We start from the raw sequence: 17,887 nt of genomic DNA on the forward strand, positions 1-17,887 counted from the left end.
TTAGATACGTTATCACATTTATTAATAGGACTATGCACATTATTTTCTATTTAAAAACCAAAAATGATAAAATCTTTAGACTTGTTCACGCTTTCATTATACAACGAAAGGAAACCGTCTAAAAGACTAGACGGTTTCCAAAACGGAATTTTATTCTTACGCTTTACCGTTAGAACCGAATTCGCGAATTTTACCAATAACAGTTGCTTTGATAGCGTCGCGGCCAGGTCCGATAAATTTACGAGGATCGTAAACTTCTTGGTCTTTATTTAATACTTCACGAACAGCTTTTGTAAACTCGATTTGGTTCTCAGTGTTTACGTTGATTTTTGAAGTACCTAAAGAGATAGCTTTTTCGATATCAGCAGTTGGGATACCAGTACCACCATGTAATACTAAAGGTACGCCAGTGAAGTCACGAACTTGTTCCATTTCAGCGAATCCTAAGTTAGGCTCACCTTTGTAAGGACCGTGTACAGAACCTAAAGCTGGAGCTAGGCAATCGATACCTGTTGCTTCAACAAGGTGCTTACACTCTGCTGGGTCAGCGTAAATTACGCCTTCAGCGATTACGTCGTCTTCTTGTCCGCCAACTGTTCCAAGCTCAGCTTCAACAGATACGTTACGAGCGTGTGCGTATTCTACTACTTGTTTAGTAGTTTCAACGTTTTCTTCGAATGGGTGGTGAGAAGCGTCGATCATTACAGATGTGAAACCTGCATCGATTGCTTCTTTACATTTTTCGAAGCTTGAACCATGGTCAAGGTGAATCGCTACAGGAACAGTGATGTTCATTTCTTCGATTAAAGCTTTAACCATAGCTACAACTGTTTTGAAACCAGTCATATGACGAGCTGCACCCTCAGATACACCTAGGATTACAGGAGATTTTTCTTCTTCCGCAGCAGCTAAGATAGCTTGAGTCCACTCTAAGTTGTTCATGTTGAATTGACCAACTGCGTATTTTCCTTCTAGTGCTTTGTTTAGCATTTCTTTCATAGAAACTAAAGGCATGGTGAATCCTCCTAAAAAACGTTTTTTGTATCCGATAAGTTCTTATCGCTGGTAGTATGACCAGAATAAGGTAAAATATGTATATCTACATACCGGACTTTTTTCTACACTCAATAGGATAACAACTTGTACTCAAAAACTCAACCGTATTCACCTGCACAATAGTCCATGTAAACGCTTTTTTCCATATTTTTTATAAAAAATTCATTTTTATGCCTCTACAGCGAGCTCATTTCTCACAGCTTGACGAATTTCATCAATATCAAATGGTTTAGCAAAATGCATTAAAGCTCCTAAATCTTTTGCTTCTTGGATCATATCAAGCTCTCCATAAGCAGTCATTAAAATTACTTTAATACTCTCATCAATTTCTTTTACATGCTTTAAAATCTCTATACCATCCATGCCTGGAATTTTCATATCTAACACTACTAAATCTGGATTATCTTTTTTCACGATATCTAAAGCTTGAAATCCATTCGCTGCTTGGAATGTCTGATAACCTTCTTTTTGGAACACTTCATGTAATAACACACGAATCCCATATTGATCATCAACGATTAAAATTTTACCTTCCATAATTCCCAACCTTTCTGTGTAAGTACAAGATTTAAAGCTTCTTATATCTTAACGATTTAATTTCGCTATTCTTTGGCAAATTCCTTCCTATTCTTTCTTATTTTACCGTTTCCTATTTTGTTATGCTACCCTACGATTTCACCTTTCTAAAAAAATAAATTATAATGAAAGCCGGCAAACACGTACGAAGGGAGTAACATTATGTTAAAAATTTTTTCAACTCAATTAAGTGGTTATTTCTCCAGAGTTTCTCAAAAAGAAGAAATGAATATAGAAGATAGCGCTCGTTTACTTGCTCAAGCACTAGTTGGCGATGGTTTCATTTATTTACATGGTACAAATGAAATGGAGGGCGTTGTTGCCGAGGCACTATTCGGTGCTGAACCAATGAAGCAAGCAAAACGCTTATTTGAAAATGGTAAAGAAGCAGAAGTAACCTCTGCGGATCGTGTACTTCTTATTAGCCGTTTTTCAACAGATGAAGCGGTTGTAGAAATTGCAAAAAAACTACAAGAAGAGGGACACTCTATTGTGGGCATTTCTGCTCTTCAAGAAGGGACAGAATCACTGGAACGATATACAGACGTACATATTGATACAAAACTGTTAAAAGGTCTTATTCCAGACGATGAAGGTAATCGCTACGGATTCCCAAGTTTAATAGTAGCTTTATTTGCTTATCACGGGATTAAATTTACAATCGATGAAATGTTAAATGAATATTAAAAAAAGCGCCTTATTTCAGGCGCTTTTTTTATTACTTGCTCTCTTTATTCGTAATAGAAGCTCTTACGAAGTCATGGAACAATGGTTGTGGACGGTTTGGACGAGAAACAAGTTCTGGGTGGAACTGTGCTGCCACGAACCAAGGATGATCTTTTAATTCAATGATTTCAACTAGACGACCGTCTGGGCTTGTACCAGAGAATACAAATCCTTCTTTTTCCATATCCGGACGGAACTGATTGTTGAACTCATAACGATGACGATGACGCTCATATACAACCGGCTCATTATAAGCATTGTAAGCATTTGTTTCTTCAGCAAGCTTACATGGGTATAGACCAAGACGAAGTGTACCACCTAGGTCCTCTACATCTTTTTGTTCTGGTAATAAGTCGATGATTGCATATGGTGTGTCAGGGTTGATTTCAGAAGAGTTAGCACCTTCTAAACCTAATACATTACGTGCGAATTCGATTGATGCAAGTTGCATACCTAAGCAAATTCCTAAGAATGGAACTTTGTTTTCACGAGCATATTGAATCGCAACGATTTTACCTTCTACACCACGATCGCCGAAGCCACCTGGTACAAGGATACCGTCTGTATCGCCAACTAATTCTTTTACGTTTTCTGCTGTTACGTGCTCAGCATTTACCCATTTTACTTCTACATCTGTGTCGAATGAGTAACCAGCATGACGAAGTGCTTCTACAACAGAAATATAAGCATCTTGAAGTTCTACATATTTACCAACAAGAGCGATTTTTGTTTTCTTAGAAAGATTACGCACTTTGTTAACTAGAGCAGTCCACTCTGTCATATCTGCAGCTGGATTGTCTAATTTTAAGTGGTCACAAACGATTTGGTCCATATTTTGTTCTTGAAGAGATAATGGAACCGCATATAAAGTATCTGCATCGCGAGCTTCGATAACCGCTTTTGTATCAATGTCACAGAATAATGCAAGCTTGTCTTTCATATCTTGAGAAACAGGCATTTCTGTACGAACAACGATAATGTTTGGTTGAATACCTAAGCTACGAAGTTCTTTAACACTATGTTGTGTTGGTTTTGTCTTCATTTCACCCGCTGCTTTTAAGTACGGGATTAACGTACAGTGAATGTACATTACATTGTCACGACCGATGTCGCTCTTAATTTGACGGATTGCTTCTAAGAATGGTAGAGACTCGATGTCACCAACAGTTCCACCGATTTCTGTAATAACAACATCGGCATTTGTTTCACGACCAGAACGATATACGCGTTCTTTAATTTCGTTAGTAATGTGAGGAATAACTTGAACTGTTCCTCCTAAATATTCACCGCGACGCTCTTTTTGAAGAACTGAAGAGTAAATTTTACCTGTTGTTACGTTGCTGTATTTGTTTAAGTTAATGTCGATAAAACGCTCATAGTGACCAAGGTCTAAGTCAGTTTCTGCGCCATCATCTGTTACGAATACCTCACCGTGTTGATATGGGCTCATAGTCCCTGGGTCTACGTTAATGTATGGATCAAACTTTTGAATCGTTACGTTTAAACCACGATTTTTTAAAAGTCTTCCAAGAGATGCTGCTGTAATACCTTTTCCTAAAGACGATACTACACCGCCTGTTACAAAAATATACTTAGTCATGAAAAAGCTCCCTTCTATTTTGCTGTTATATAATCACCGTTGCAAAGCGCAACGTATGTAGATAACACTGTATCCATCTTATTGTTAGACTCTTTTTATTTTCTAAACAAAAAACAAAAAAGAAAATTGCTCCCCTCATCACAAAAAGTAATAAGTAGGGAGCAATTTTCTTTTATATTTACACTTTAAAAGTATTATCGTCCTTTTTTAAAGAGCCCAAAAATGATTCTACATGGACGATAATGAAAAGTCAAGAACTACAGTTCTTCCTCTTCTTCTTCTTCAGTTTCGTCATACTCAAGTTCTTCTTCAGCGAAGTCGTCGTCATCTTCGTCTAAATCATCAAGATCGTCGTCATCTCCGTCTTCTTCTTCAAGAACCTTGTCCAAATCTTCTACATCATCATCTTCGTCTTCATTTACATCTGCATCGTCGAAGTCATCTTCATCTTCTTCAATGTAGTCGTCAAAACCGTCTTCTTCAACTTTACGTTTCTTCTTCGGTTTTGGTTGAGGCAAGATTTCTTCATCAATTTGCTCGTATGGGTACCAGCTGCGTAGCCCCCAACGATTTTCTCCTAAATTAATGAAACGTCCATCGATGTTTAAGTCTGTATAAAATTGTGCGATTTTCGCATTAACTTGCTCTTGAGATAGTCCCAGCACTTGAGCGATTTCTTGAACCAACTCGTTGAATGTCGTTGCTTGTTTTTTATCCCCTAAAACGCTATGTACAACTTCAATCATTGAACATTCTTTTAGCTCTTCTGGTGAATATTGCTTAAAATCCACTTATGCGGCACTTCCTTTCATCAAATATAACCTTATATATAACGGCCTGCTTAAAAAAATCCATACTATTCATTATAAACAAAAGTCGCACAAATATGCTACAAAAAAAACGGGAAACTTTTATAGGGTAGTAAAATTATAATTTGTCTGTTCCTTATTTCGGAAGCATATGGGCCCCTTGCAATACATACCTAATTTGCATTTCTGTATATTCTTCGAGCGTATACAGTTTTTGCAGCGCCCAGCGTCTAAATCCCCACATCTGTCCTTGTATAAAAATATTATGGGCAAGAAGCTGTATTTCTTTTTTATTTAATGTAAATGTTCCATTTTCCGTACACTGTTCTAAAATATTCTCGAACATTCCTACCATTTGAAACTCCTTTTCTAATACATACGGAAGTGATTCTTTCGGTAAAAAGCGTACCTCTTGATACATTATCAATACTTCTTCCTGTAATTCATCCATCACTTTAAAGTAATTCGTTATTGCTATCTTTAAACTTTCTACACTCCCTTTTTCTGTACAAACTACTTCCTCTAATCTTTCTTTTACATGTTCATAAATACTATCACAAACTAAATACAAAACATCATCTTTTGTACGAATGTACTCATAAAGTGTCCCTATACTAAATCCAGCCGCTTTTGCAATTTCTCTCGTTGTTGTACGCGGAAATCCTTTTTGTTTAAACAGTTGCACCGCACCTTTAATCATTTGCTCACGTCTTAACGCAACTAATTTTTCATCTTTCACCGATGCATGTACATTATGTTTAACCATTCCCTTCACCTCTCTCTATTATTTTTTGGAAGGAAAAAGCGTAGGAAAATACCTACGCTTTCGTTCCTACTTCGTTAACATACGAGAAATTACAAGCCTCTGAATCTCTTGTGTTCCTTCATATATTTGTGTAATTTTTGCATCTCGCATATAACGCTCTACTGGATAATCTTTCGTATAACCGTAACCACCAAATACTTGCACCGCTTCAGTCGTCACCCTCATCGCTGTATCTCCTGCAAATACTTTTGACATCGCTGACTCTTTTCCATACGGAAGCCCTTCTGATTCAAGCCAAGCCGCTTGATATGTTAAAAGGCGTGCCGCTTCTACATCTGTTGCCATATCCGCAAGTTTAAAGCCAATCCCTTGCTGCGCCGCAATTGGTTTTCCAAATTGATGGCGCTCCCTTGCATATTCTACAGAAGCATCTAAAGCCCCTTGTGCAATACCAACAGCTTGCGCCGCAATACCGTTACGACCTCCATCTAATGTTTGCATCGCAACTTTAAACCCTTGCCCCTCTTCTCCAAGTAGATTCTCTACAGGAATACGGCAATCTTCAAACATAATTTCAGTCGTTGGTGAAGAGCGAATCCCTAGCTTGCTCTCCTTCTTCCCAACTGAAAATCCCGGTGTATCACTTTCTACAATAAATGCACTCGTACCGCGCTGCTTTGATTCAGGATCAGTTAGCGCAAAAACAACGTAAATATCAGCAATACCGCCATTTGTAATGAAAATTTTTGATCCATTTAAAATATAATGGTCTCCATCTCTCTTTGCGATTGTCTTCATTCCACCAGCATCCGATCCAGATCCTGGCTCCGTTAAGCCGTATGCACCAATTTTCTTTCCTTCAGCCATCGGTCGTAAAAACTTTTGCTTTTGCTCTTCCGTCCCAAATTTAAAAATTGGCCATCCCGCAAGTGAAGTATGCGCGGACAGTGTTACGCCTGTTGAAGCACAAACGCGGGATAATTCTTCAATAGCGATTACGTACGCTAAGTAATCGCTTCCAATTCCACCGTACTCTTCAGGCCACGGAATACCGGTTAAACCAAGCTCTGCCATTTGATCAAATAATTCTCGATCAAATCGCTCTTCCTCATCACGCTCAGCTGCTGTTGGTGCCACTTCATTTTTAGCAAAATCTCGAACCATTTTTCTTATCATTTCATGTTCTTCTGATAGTTTAAAATGCATCTCCGTCTCCCCCTCGCCCTTTTATAAAGCACGGCTAATAACAAGTTTCTGTATTTCACTTGTTCCTTCATATATTTGCGTGATTTTCGCATCACGGAAAAATCGTTCTACTGGATAGTCTTTCGTATAACCGTAACCACCGAACACTTGCACCGCCTCAATCGCGACTTCAACCGCTGTCTTAGAAGCAAATAATTTCGCAATAGATGCTTCTTTACCGCATGGTAATCCCTGTGCCCTAAGAGATGCCGCTCTATATACGAGTAACCTTGCTGCTTCGACACTTGTTGCCATATCTGCAAGCTTGAAGCCAATCCCTTGCTGCGCCGCAATTGGCTTCCCGAATTGCTCTCTTTCTTTTGCATAATCAATTGCACAGCCAAGCGCCGCTTCAGCAATTCCTAACGCCTGCGCACCGATTCCAATTCGCCCAACATCTAAATTCGCCATTGCCACCTTAAATCCTTGTCCTTCTTCCCCAAGTAAATTCTCAGCTGGTACTTTCATATCTTCAAAAGTAAGTTGTACTGTACGAGAACCGAGAAGTCCCATCTTATGTTCATCTTTTCCGATGATTAAACCAGGTGTATCTTTCTCTACTATAAATGCAGAAATACCACTTTTTCCTGCCTCTGGATTTGTAGAAGCGAATACAATGTATGTACTTGCTTCACCACCATTTGTAATAAACACTTTCGATCCATTAATAATATAATGATCACCTTTTTTCACAGCTCTTGATTTCAAACTCCCTGCATCTGATCCTGCATTTGGCTCTGTTAAAGCAAATGCACCTAAATATTCCCCAGTTGCAAGTTTAGAAACATATTTTTTCTTCTGTTCTTCTGTTCCGAAATATAAAATCGGATTCATTCCAACTGACGTATGTACAGCTAAAATTACACCAACTGTTGCACTTACCTTTGAGATTTCCTCAATTGCTAGAATGTAAGATATAAAGTCCATTTCTGCCCCACCGTATTTTGCAGGCGCTGGAATACCCATTAATCCAAGCTCACCCATCTTTTGCAAAATCTCTTTCGGGAACACCCCTTGTTCCATACTAGGAACAAAGGGAGCTATTTCCTTCTGTGCAAAATCCCGAACCATTTTCCTCATCATTTGCTGCTCTTCATTAAAACGAAAGTTCATATATTCCGCCTCCATTTGCTATATATCCTTTAAATAATTTGGTAAGACCACTATGTTGTAACAAAGGGGGCATTTATTCGTAAACGTAGAATCCACGACCTGTTTTACGCCCTAACCATCCTGCATTCACATACTTACGTAATAACGGACATGGGCGATATTTACTATCTCCTAATCCTTCATGCAACACTTCCATAATGTATAAACACGTATCTAAACCGATAAAATCGGCGAGTGTCAAAGGCCCCATCGGATGGTTCATACCAAGCTTCATGACTTCATCAATTGCTTCTTTCGTCGCTACACCTTCATATAACGTATAAATTGCTTCGTTAATCATCGGTAGCAAAATACGATTTGATACAAAACCTGGGAAATCATTCACTTCAACTGGTACTTTCCCAATTTTTTTCGTAATATCTTCAATTGCTTCATATACCGCATCATCGGTAGCCAAACCACGAATAATCTCAACAAGCTTCATAACTGGAACTGGATTCATAAAGTGCATACCGATTACTTTTTCCGGACGCTTCGTTACCGCTGCAATTTCTGTAATTGGCAGAGATGACGTATTCGTTGCTAAAATTGCGTGTTCTGGAGCAATTTCATCTAGATTCGCAAAGATTTTCTTTTTAATATCCATTTTCTCAACAGCTGCTTCAATAATAAGATCCGCTTCTTTCACACAATCTAAATCAAGCGTTACTGTAAGACGATTTAATATGGCTTCCTTCTCTTCTTCCTTCATACGTCCTTTTTCTACTTGCCGTGCTAAGTTTTTCGTAATGATAGCCAATCCTCTATCTAATTGCTCTTGCTTTAAATCTTGTACCTTCACGTCATATCCTGCCATTGCACATACTTGTGCAATTCCTGATCCCATTTGCCCTGCACCAATTACAACAATGTTTTGTACACCCATTTTTTCTTCCCCCTTAATTGTTAATAAATTTTATACCCTCGAACTTTAATTAGTGAACTTCAATCATCACTGCGTCCCCTTGACCGCCACCGCTACAAATCGAAGCAATTCCAATTCCGCCGCCGCGCTGCTTAAGTGCATGGATTAGTGTAACGATAATGCGCGCTCCGCTTGCTCCAATTGGATGTCCCATCGCTACCGCGCCGCCATTTACATTCAATTTTTCCGGATCAATTCCTGCGATTTCTGTACTTGCAATTGCTACCGCTGCAAAGGCTTCATTAATCTCGAATAAATCAATGTCTTCAATTGTCTTTCCTGTTTTTTCAAGCAATGCGTTAATTGCATAACCTGGAGTTCTTGGGAAATCTTTAGATTCCACTGCAATTGCTGTATGCGCCAAAATTGTCGCTAATGGCTTTCTTCCTTCTTGCTTCGCTCTGTCTTCGCTCATTAATACAAGTGCGGCACCACCATCGTTTAGTCCCGGCGCATTACCAGCTGTCACCGTCGCTGTCTTATCAAATACAGGTTTTAACTTTGCTAACTTTTCAATCGTTGTATCTTCACGTGGCGCCTCATCCTTTGCAACGACAATAGGATCGCCTTTTCTTTGCGGAATCGTTACTGGCACGATTTCCTCTTCAAAACGCCCTTCTTTATGCGCTGAAACCGCACGCTGATGGCTACGATATGCCCATTCATCTTGTGCTTCACGAGAAATTCCATCTTCCTTTGCAACTTCTCCACCATAAACGCCCATGTGTGTACCTGAAAATGCGCATGTTAAACCGTCAGCAACGTTTAAATCAATAACTTCGTTGTTGCCCATTCTGTATCCCCATCTTGCTCCACGTAAAATGTAAGGACTGTTACTCATCGACTCCATACCGCCAGCTACAATCAGTGATTGATCGCCAGTACGAATAATCTGATCCGCTAACGTAACCGCACGAAGCCCTGATGCACAAACTTTATTCACTGTTTCCGTTTGCACTTCCCAAGGGATTCCAGCAGCCCTCGCAGCTTGGCGCGATGGAATTTGTCCCTGCCCACCTTGAATAACCGTTCCAAATATAACTTCTTCAACATCACTAGCCGCAACATTTGCTCTTTCAAGTGCTGCTTTAATTGCAATTCCTCCAAGTTCCGTCGCTTTTACATCCTTTAAAGATCCTCCAAATTTTCCAACTGGTGTTCTTGCAGCACTTAAAATAACTGTTTTACTCATGTTTCTTTCCCCCATTTCATTTTTTAACACTGAGCGCTCGCTCGGTATCCCTACGTTGAGAAGAGGTGCAATCATTGCACCTCCTTCTAAAGTTGTATACATTCTTACAAACTACATTGCTTCTTTTTTCTGTCCGATAACAGATCGTTCTAAAATCTCTGTCACATCAAGAGTTTGAACTTTCTCTTCTACCTCTTTCGCTTTCGTTCCATCACTGATCATCGTTAAGCAATATGGACAACCTGTACCGATAATGGATGGCTGTACAGCTAATGCTTGTTCTGTACGAGCAACGTTAATACGAGAACCTGTTGTTTCTTCCATCCACATTAAGCCACCACCTGCGCCACAGCACATTCCAGTTTCACGGTTACGTGCCATTTCTACAAGATTCACTCCAGGAATCGCTTTCAAAATGTCACGTGGCGCTTCGTACACTTCGTTGTATCTTCCTAAATAACAGGAATCATGGTACGTAACTGTTTCTTCAATAGCGTGAACAGGCTTTAAGCGCCCTTCTTTCACCCACTGAGCTAACAATTCTGTATGATGATAGACTTCTGCTTGCAAGCCAAAGTCCGGATACTCATTTTTAAATGTGTTATAAGCATGAGGATCAATCGTAACGATTTTCTTCACTCCTGCCTTTTCAAATTCTTCGATATTCTTTGTCGCCATCTCTTGGAATACAAATTCATTTCCGAGGCGGCGTGGTGTATCTCCAGAATTCTTTTCTTTATTACCGAGAATTGCGAATGAAATGCCTGCTTCGTTCATTAACTTCGCAAACGATATCGCAATCTTCTGACTACGATTGTCGTATGATCCCATTGAACCAACCCAGAATAAATACTCGAATTCCTCCCCAGCTTTTGATTTTTCTTTTACAGTTGGAACTGTTACTTCGTCATCACCTTGGCGCCATGTTTCACGCTCTTTACGGTTCAGACCCCACGGATTCCCTTGACGCTCGATATTTGTCATCGCGCGTTGTGCTTCCGCGTCCATTTTTCCTTCTGTTAAAACGAGATATCGACGTAAATCAATAATTTTGTCAACATGCTCATTCATAACTGGGCATTGATCTTCACAGTTACGACACGTTGTACATGCCCAAATCTCTTCTTCTGTAATAACATCTCCGATTAAACTCGGATCGTAAGCGAGCGTTGTAGACGCTGATTCTTGTTGTCCTTTTCCAGCTGCCATCATCGCTAACTGATTTCCTTGTGTATTATTGAAGGCAACTACTGGAACCCACGGTGCTTTTGATGTTACCGCAGCTCCTTTATCAGTTAAATGATCGCGAAGTTTTAAAATTAAGTCCATCGGCGATAACATTTTTCCTGTTCCTGTTGCCGGACACATATTTGTACAACGGCCACACTCTACACAAGCGTATAAGTCAATAAGTTGATTTTGTCTAAAGTCTTCAATTTTACCAACACCAAATGTTTCTTGCGTTTCATCTTCAAAATCAATCTTTTCAAGCTTCCCTGGGTTTGAAAGACGACCGAAGAATACATTAGCTGGTCCTGCAATTAAATGCGCATGTTTTGATTGTGGAACATACACTAAAAACGTTAACAAAATTAGTAAATGCACCCACCAAGAAAAATAGAACACTGAAATGGCTACGGTTTCATTTATCCCGCTAAAAACGTAAGCGATTGCAGAAGCAATTGGTTCACTCCATGAAAGCTCCTCGCCATGCCAGATAAGTCCCATACCGTTACCAAGTAGCACAGAAATCATTAAGCCACCGATAAAGATAAGAACAAGACCTGATTTGAAGTTACGTTTTAAACGAACAAGCTTTTCTACATAACGTCTATGAAAAGCCCAAAATACTGCAATTAAAATAACAAGTGTGACAATTTCCTGGAAGAATGTAAATGCAGGGTATAGTGGTCCAAGTGGAAGATGTGATCCTGGTGCGAGTCCTTTCCAAACGAAGTCAATTGCTCCAAATTGGACAAGAATAAATCCGTAAAAGAACATAACGTGAATGATGCCGCTTTTCTTATCTTTCAGCAGCTTTTTTTGACCGAAAACATTGACCTTAAGGAGATCCCAACGCTCTTTAAAACGACGGTCAAATTCAATTTTTTTTCCTAATTGTATGTAGGCCATTCTCGTCCGTATAAGATATACAAACAAATATCCTGCATAAGCAATAACAGCAATGGCAGCCAGCCAATTAATGATCAGTAAGCTATTCATTTTTATGCTACCCCTCTCTTTGTAAGCCCTCTTTCTTTTTTGAATCTTCAAAAATATATAATTTTCTGAATTATATCCCCTATCCCCATTATATAATGAGTGAGCATTCAGTCAACAGTTTTTTGTTATAGAACAACACATTTTTTCATAAAGCTGTTTATTTCGGTGAAACTATAAAGTGAAACTTTAATCAGCAGGGGTGGTTCATCCCCCGCTGATTATTAGTTGAACCAATCGGGCTTTTACGGGCAGTTGATTTCCAAACTAGCTTCTGCTTATTCATCAATTTTTGAAATAGGAAGCTTACTGCCCGTTAAAACGGGATAAAGTGAAACTTTAACCAGTACAAGATCTATCCTCTAAAGAAATTTATAATAACAGCCGTGCTACCCGTATCATTTGTAACACACTGAAGGTGAAAAGAATGCGAAGGAGGGAATTCACTAATGCTCTACTTATCTCTTTTGTTAATATCCATTGCTCTTTGGATTACAATTGACCTTTCATACGGGAGACTTCTTCATTTAAAACGAGTAAGCTCTCGCACTTTCCCTTTACGTCAAAGTGATTTTCACCTTTATACATACGGGAAAGATTTGTATGACGCTTTATTTACTGATATAAAACAAGCACAGCATCACATTCATATTTTATTCTTCATTGTAAAAAACGATAAAATCAGTCGTGAATTTTTAAAATTGCTGATTGATAAGGCTCAGGAAGGAATTGAAGTACGACTTTTACTTGATCGATTTGGCAGCCATTCTTTATCAAACGAAGCTATTCGCTCCCTGCAAAAACATGGTGTATCTTTTTCATTTTGTCATAAGGTAAAATTTCCTCTGCCTTTCTTTTCTGCCAATCAACGAAATCATAGGAAAATTACAGTGATTGATGGGAAAACCGGCTATATCGGGGGATTTAATATCGGTGAAGAGTATCTAGGGCATAATGAATATTTAGGATTATGGCGAGACTACCATTTACGTCTTACAGGAGAAGGGGTTCAAGATTTACAAAAGCAATTTTTGCATGACTGGTTTGATGATACGAAACAAAATGTATTAGATGCTTCTCTTTATTTTCCAAAACAAAACCCAGGTACCATCCTGCATCAATTTATTCCGACTGATGGGGCTTATTTACAGCATACTTTTTTACATTTAATTAACGCGGCAAAAAAAGAAATCTGTATCGGTACACCATATTTCATTCCTGGAAAAAAAATTATGAATGCCTTATTAAAAGCAAGAGAAAGAGGGGTTCAAATCACAATTCTTGTTCCAGAAAAAGCTGATCACCCTCTTGTTCGAGAAGCCAAATTTCCGTACTGCCGAAAATTAATACAGGCTGGTTGCAATATTTATGCATTTCAACAAGGTTTTTTTCACGCCAAAATTATTATAGTAGACGATGATATTTGCGATATCGGAACAGCAAACTTTGATATGAGAAGTTTATATATTAACCATGAAATAAACTGCCTGTTATATAATAAACATTTCATTCAAACAGTAAAAAAGAAATTCCATGAAGATCTAGAGAATGCATCTGTACTTTCCTATAGCGATGTAAACCCGCCTTCTCTTATCGATAGAGGAAAGGAATGGATTGGAACAATGTTTGCTTTCTTTTTATAGGAAAGACAATGAATAAAAGAGGTGTATCTCATATGCTTATACGGTTTGGATATGTCTCACATGCAATGGCACTCTGGGACTGTTCTCCTGCCAAAACAATGACGTTTACAAGCTTTAAGAAACTCAGCAAGCAAGAGCGAGAAGACAAACTGTACCATGTTATAAGGCAAAATTTAGAGCACACAATACGTATCCTTCATTACAATATAGCGCATGAAATCCCACTATATCGCCTATCGTCTTCCATCGTCCCACTTGCAACACATCCCGAAGTCGAGTTTGACTATATTGGGGTATTCACACCACTTTGGCGTAAAATAGGGGCTTTAATTAAAGAACACAATTTACGAATAAGTTTTCATCCAAATCAATTTACGCTATTTACAAGCGACAAGCCACATATTACTACTAACGCTATTACGGATATGACTTATCATTATAAAATATTGGATGCTATAGGCATTGCAGATTCTTCTTACATTAATATTCATGTAGGTGGAGCCTATGGAAATAAAGAAAAGGCAATTGAGCGCTTCCATGAAAACATAAAAAAACTTCCTACACATATAAAAAAACAAATGACTCTTGAAAATGATGATAAAACCTATACAACCGCTGAAACTTTATCAATTTGCCAAAAAGAAAATATTCCATTTGTATTTGATTATCATCATCATATGGCCAATCTTTGCGAGGAACCACTAGAAGAGTTGCTTCCTGCAATTTTTGAAACTTGGTCACATACAAATATCTCTCCTAAAGTTCACATTTCCTCCCCGAGATCGGAAAAAGAATTTAGGGCTCATGCTGAATATATCGATTTAGAGTTTATTAAGCCTTTCTTACACATTGCAAAAAAACACAATCATAATTTCGATATTATGATTGAAAGTAAACAAAAAGACTTAGCATTATTCCAATTAATAGATGAACTTTCTGCTATAAGAGGAATTAAAAGAATAAGTGGTGCAATGTTACAGTGGTAAATTGTAACTTTGCACCATTTTTTCAAAAAAGTAATTTTTATAGTAAAAAACATCCTATTTTATATGCTATTATTTAAATTAGCATTCCCTCGAGATTCAACTTTATTGAAACGGAGTCATAATATGATTAATCAAAAAAAATATGTACAATTTGTCATAATATACATATCTATATTTGCTCTTTGGATACTCTTTATTCCAAATGAGTCGCATATAAAGGAGATTGGAATTCTTTTCTTATTCTGTTTCGCTGCACTTTTTTCTTGTCACTGTTTATATAAAGCTATTAAGAGAATGAAACGCAGTGATAAACTATTTTGGATTTTATTACTATGTACTTGCCTATGTGGGTTAGTTATGGAGATAACCCTATTTCTTAGTTCACTTTCTATACATGATCAATCTATATTTTCATATAAAGCATTACCTTTTTTTATCATACAATATATTTTGCTCTTTGTTGGATTTGCTATAAAGTTTATAAAAAATTATTCTATTAAGGGGCTTTCTCAATTTTCATTCGATAGCATCTTTATTATTATTATGAACATTTATTTCACCTTAACTTTTATCTTAGACCTTTCAAGCTTCCGCATGTTAACAAAGGATACTTGGATTTTAATTGGGTATTTCATTGCACAATCATTAGTAATTTACGCCGTTATTAGCCTATATAGAAGAGAACAATATTCTTCTAGTAGAATTGCATTAATTATCGGTTTCACTATTATACTCGTATACGGTTACATTCATCTGTTTCAATTGAATTTTGGGATGAAAACTTCTGCTGAAATTAATTATTTAATACACACTGCTTCTATTTTATTAATTGGACTTTCTTCCATACTATATATTTTAGATAAACCAATGCAGCATGAAACGAAAGCAAAATATTACCGATTCGATTATGTACGTTTTATACTACCTTATTTTAGTATAATTATTACTTTTGCCTTTATTATCATTCAACCTTGGGATGATAAATTCATGTTAATCGGTCTCGTATTATCACTTATTTTGTTATTCTTGCGGCAACTTTACATGTGGAAAGATAATCAAGCACTAATTCATACATATGAACAGTTGACTACACAACTAGAGGACGAAGTTGAAGAAGGTGCATTTGCATTATCAAAAAGTGAACAACGTTATAAATCTTTATTCGAGGACCATCCCGATGCCGTTTTCTCTTTAAATATGAATGGCATTTTTCAACAATCTAATAAGGCGTGCGAAAGCTTATTTACTGCCTATTATTGCGAAGTGGCAAGCTATTCTCTGGTACACTTCATTGATTCAAAAGACCACGAACTACTAAAGAAGGCTTTACAAATTACAAAGGAAGGTAGGCCACAAACGTTAGAAGTTCGTACAAAAGAACAAGAAGGCTATTATTATTATCTCCATATTACACTTATCCCTACTTTTATAAACAAAGAAGTGGTCGGAATGTTTGGGATAGCGCGTGATATTACCACTTTATATGAAAAACAAAAACAAGTAGAACATTTAGCCTTTCACGATGCACTTACTGGATTACCAAATCGTCGAAAGTTCGAAAAAGATTTAAAAGCCATTTTAAATACAGCTCAAACTAACGCAAATGATGTCGCCGTCATATTCCTTGATTTAGATCGATTTAAAAAAATTAACGATAGACTTGGTCATGACGTCGGAGATTTATTATTAATTGAAGTAGCAAAAAGATTACGCGGTTGCTTGCGTTCAAAAGATATCGTCGCTCGCCAAGGTGGAGATGAGTTTACAATTCTATTACCAGAAATGTACTCAGAAAAAAGTGCAATTTTTATAGCTGAACAGATTTTAACTATTTTAAACAAACCATTCTTCATTCAAGGCGAAGAACTCTCTATTACACCAAGTATCGGAATTGCGATGTACCCTGATTATGGAACTGATGTAAATGAGTTAATGAAAAATGCTGATATGGCTATGTATCGTGCGAAAGCAAATGGAAAAAACAGATTTGTTTTCTTCTCAAAAGAAATGAGTATCGCTCAAAATGAAATTCAATTCTTAGAAGGTGAACTTTCAAAAGCATTACAACAAAATGAATTTTTCCTTGAATACCAGCCACAAGTAAGTACAAAAACAAAACAAATTATCGGTTTTGAAGCATTAATACGTTGGAAGCATCCAAAACTCGGTATCGTATCTCCTGCCCAATTTATCCCTCTAGCAGAGGAAACTGGTTTTATTATTGAACTTGGCAATTGGATTTTACGTACTGCTTGTTTAGAGGCAAAAAGATGGCATAATCAAGGTTTCTCTCACTTAAAAGTTGGTGTAAATTTATCTGTTGTTCAATTTAACCATGCAGATTTAATCCCAACTATTTCAAAGGTATTGGAAGAAACAGAACTGAAACCAGAAGCACTAGATATTGAAATTACGGAAAGCATCGCAATTAATCAAAATCAATCTGTAGTTGCAAAACTAGAACAACTTCAAAATCTCGGTATTCAAATTTCAATCGACGACTTTGGAACCGGTTATAGTTCTTTAGCTTATTTAACAAAATATCCAATCAACACATTAAAAATCGCTCGAGAGTTTATTTGTGGAATTACAACTAGCCCTTTAGAAGAAGCAATTGTCTCTTCCATTATTACACTATCAAAACAACTAAATTTAGAAGTGATTGCAGAAGGTGTAGAAACGGAAGAAGAATGGGAATTTTTACATAAACAAAATTGTGATCACATTCAAGGATTCTTTATTAGCAAACCTGTTTCTAGTAAAGACGTTTGGATGTTACTCCATAAAAAAACAACCGCCTAAGTAAGACGGTTGTTTTTTAATATTCAAAAGGTAAATCTTTAGCTAATTGTACCTCTTGATCGTTATGAGAAATTATATGGCTTTTCTCTAATGCCGTATCGCCTAATGAAATACCCCATGCCATCGCTAACGTTAATAAACTACCAATAAGTAATTTCTTCATATTCCATCACCCACATTTTTTATTTT

15 protein-coding genes are annotated in these 17,887 nt (G+C 37.4%); 4 read left to right on the forward strand and 11 right to left on the reverse strand.

Features of this window, described 5'->3' with window-relative positions; translation table 11 throughout:
• Positions 1–156: 156 nt before the first annotated feature.
• Both ACX9TM_RS26940 and spo0F read right to left on the reverse strand, forming a co-directional pair.
• A complete protein-coding gene (locus tag ACX9TM_RS26940) occupies positions 157–1,014 on the reverse strand; it encodes a class II fructose-bisphosphate aldolase (protein WP_001131855.1) in 858 nt (285 codons plus the stop codon).
• Positions 1,015–1,224: 210 nt separating this feature from the next.
• Positions 1,225–1,593 (reverse strand): sporulation initiation phosphotransferase Spo0F, encoded by a 369-nt coding sequence (gene spo0F, locus ACX9TM_RS26945; protein WP_000398594.1) that lies wholly within the window; start codon positions 1,591–1,593, stop codon positions 1,225–1,227.
• 201 nt (positions 1,594–1,794) lie between these two features.
• On the opposite strand from spo0F, the gene ACX9TM_RS26950 reads away from it, so the two are divergent.
• A complete protein-coding gene (locus ACX9TM_RS26950; RefSeq protein WP_000912402.1) occupies positions 1,795–2,319 on the forward strand; it encodes a DUF2529 domain-containing protein in 525 nt (174 codons plus the stop codon).
• A 31-nt stretch (positions 2,320–2,350) separates the two neighbouring features.
• Here the strand turns inward: ACX9TM_RS26950 and pyrG are convergent, their stop codons facing one another.
• The 8 genes from pyrG to ACX9TM_RS26990 all read right to left on the reverse strand — a co-directional run bounded on the left by pyrG (position 2,351) and on the right by ACX9TM_RS26990 (position 12,270).
• Positions 2,351–3,958 carry a CTP synthase gene (pyrG, locus tag ACX9TM_RS26955; protein ID WP_000170460.1) on the reverse strand — a complete coding sequence of 536 codons (1,608 nt, stop codon included), beginning with the start codon at positions 3,956–3,958 and terminating at the stop codon, positions 2,351–2,353.
• A 257-nt stretch (positions 3,959–4,215) separates the two neighbouring features.
• The gene (gene rpoE / locus ACX9TM_RS26960) at positions 4,216–4,749 is read right to left on the reverse strand and encodes a DNA-directed RNA polymerase subunit delta (RefSeq protein ID WP_000346278.1); all 534 of its coding nucleotides are present in this window, start codon (positions 4,747–4,749) and stop codon (positions 4,216–4,218) included.
• 154 nt (positions 4,750–4,903) lie between these two features.
• Positions 4,904–5,533 carry a TetR/AcrR family transcriptional regulator gene (locus ACX9TM_RS26965; RefSeq protein ID WP_000238605.1) on the reverse strand — a complete coding sequence of 210 codons (630 nt, stop codon included), beginning with the start codon at positions 5,531–5,533 and terminating at the stop codon, positions 4,904–4,906.
• A gap of 66 nt (positions 5,534–5,599) precedes the next feature.
• A complete protein-coding gene (acdA, locus tag ACX9TM_RS26970; RefSeq protein WP_000545544.1) occupies positions 5,600–6,739 on the reverse strand; it encodes an acyl-CoA dehydrogenase AcdA in 1,140 nt (379 codons plus the stop codon).
• Positions 6,740–6,760: 21 nt separating this feature from the next.
• Positions 6,761–7,891 (reverse strand): acyl-CoA dehydrogenase, encoded by a 1,131-nt coding sequence (locus ACX9TM_RS26975; RefSeq protein WP_001011179.1) that lies wholly within the window; start codon positions 7,889–7,891, stop codon positions 6,761–6,763.
• 73 nt (positions 7,892–7,964) lie between these two features.
• Complete coding sequence (locus ACX9TM_RS26980; RefSeq protein ID WP_048656349.1) at positions 7,965–8,816, reverse strand: 3-hydroxybutyryl-CoA dehydrogenase; 852 nt, start codon at positions 8,814–8,816, stop codon at positions 7,965–7,967.
• A gap of 49 nt (positions 8,817–8,865) precedes the next feature.
• Positions 8,866–10,149 (reverse strand): acetyl-CoA C-acetyltransferase, encoded by a 1,284-nt coding sequence (locus tag ACX9TM_RS26985; RefSeq protein WP_002195957.1) that lies wholly within the window; start codon positions 10,147–10,149, stop codon positions 8,866–8,868.
• A 9-nt stretch (positions 10,150–10,158) separates the two neighbouring features.
• Positions 10,159–12,270, reverse strand: coding sequence for a (Fe-S)-binding protein (locus ACX9TM_RS26990; protein ID WP_001086776.1), 2,112 nt, complete (start codon positions 12,268–12,270; stop codon positions 10,159–10,161).
• 446 nt (positions 12,271–12,716) lie between these two features.
• Between ACX9TM_RS26990 and cls the strand changes: the two genes are divergently transcribed.
• The 3 genes from cls (at position 12,717) to ACX9TM_RS27005 (ending at position 17,698) form a co-directional block, all read left to right on the forward strand.
• A complete protein-coding gene (cls, locus tag ACX9TM_RS26995) occupies positions 12,717–13,910 on the forward strand; it encodes a cardiolipin synthase (RefSeq protein WP_065382212.1) in 1,194 nt (397 codons plus the stop codon).
• 32 nt (positions 13,911–13,942) lie between these two features.
• Entirely contained in the window at positions 13,943–14,896 is a 954-nt protein-coding gene (gene uvsE, locus ACX9TM_RS27000) for a UV DNA damage repair endonuclease UvsE (RefSeq protein WP_011110499.1), read from the forward strand.
• 123 nt (positions 14,897–15,019) lie between these two features.
• Positions 15,020–17,698, forward strand: a complete 2,679-nt coding sequence (locus ACX9TM_RS27005) for a DUF4084 domain-containing protein (protein ID WP_065382213.1) — start codon at positions 15,020–15,022, stop codon at positions 17,696–17,698.
• Between the two features lie 16 nt (positions 17,699–17,714).
• On the opposite strand, the gene ACX9TM_RS27010 is transcribed toward ACX9TM_RS27005, so the two are convergent.
• On the reverse strand, positions 17,715–17,861 hold the full coding sequence (locus ACX9TM_RS27010) for a quorum-sensing peptide PapR (RefSeq protein WP_000734730.1): 147 nt from the start codon (positions 17,859–17,861) through the stop codon (positions 17,715–17,717).
• Between the last annotated feature and the right edge of the window lie 26 nt (positions 17,862–17,887).

The sequence above is a fragment of the Bacillus sp. LH1 genome, from assembly GCF_057924895.1.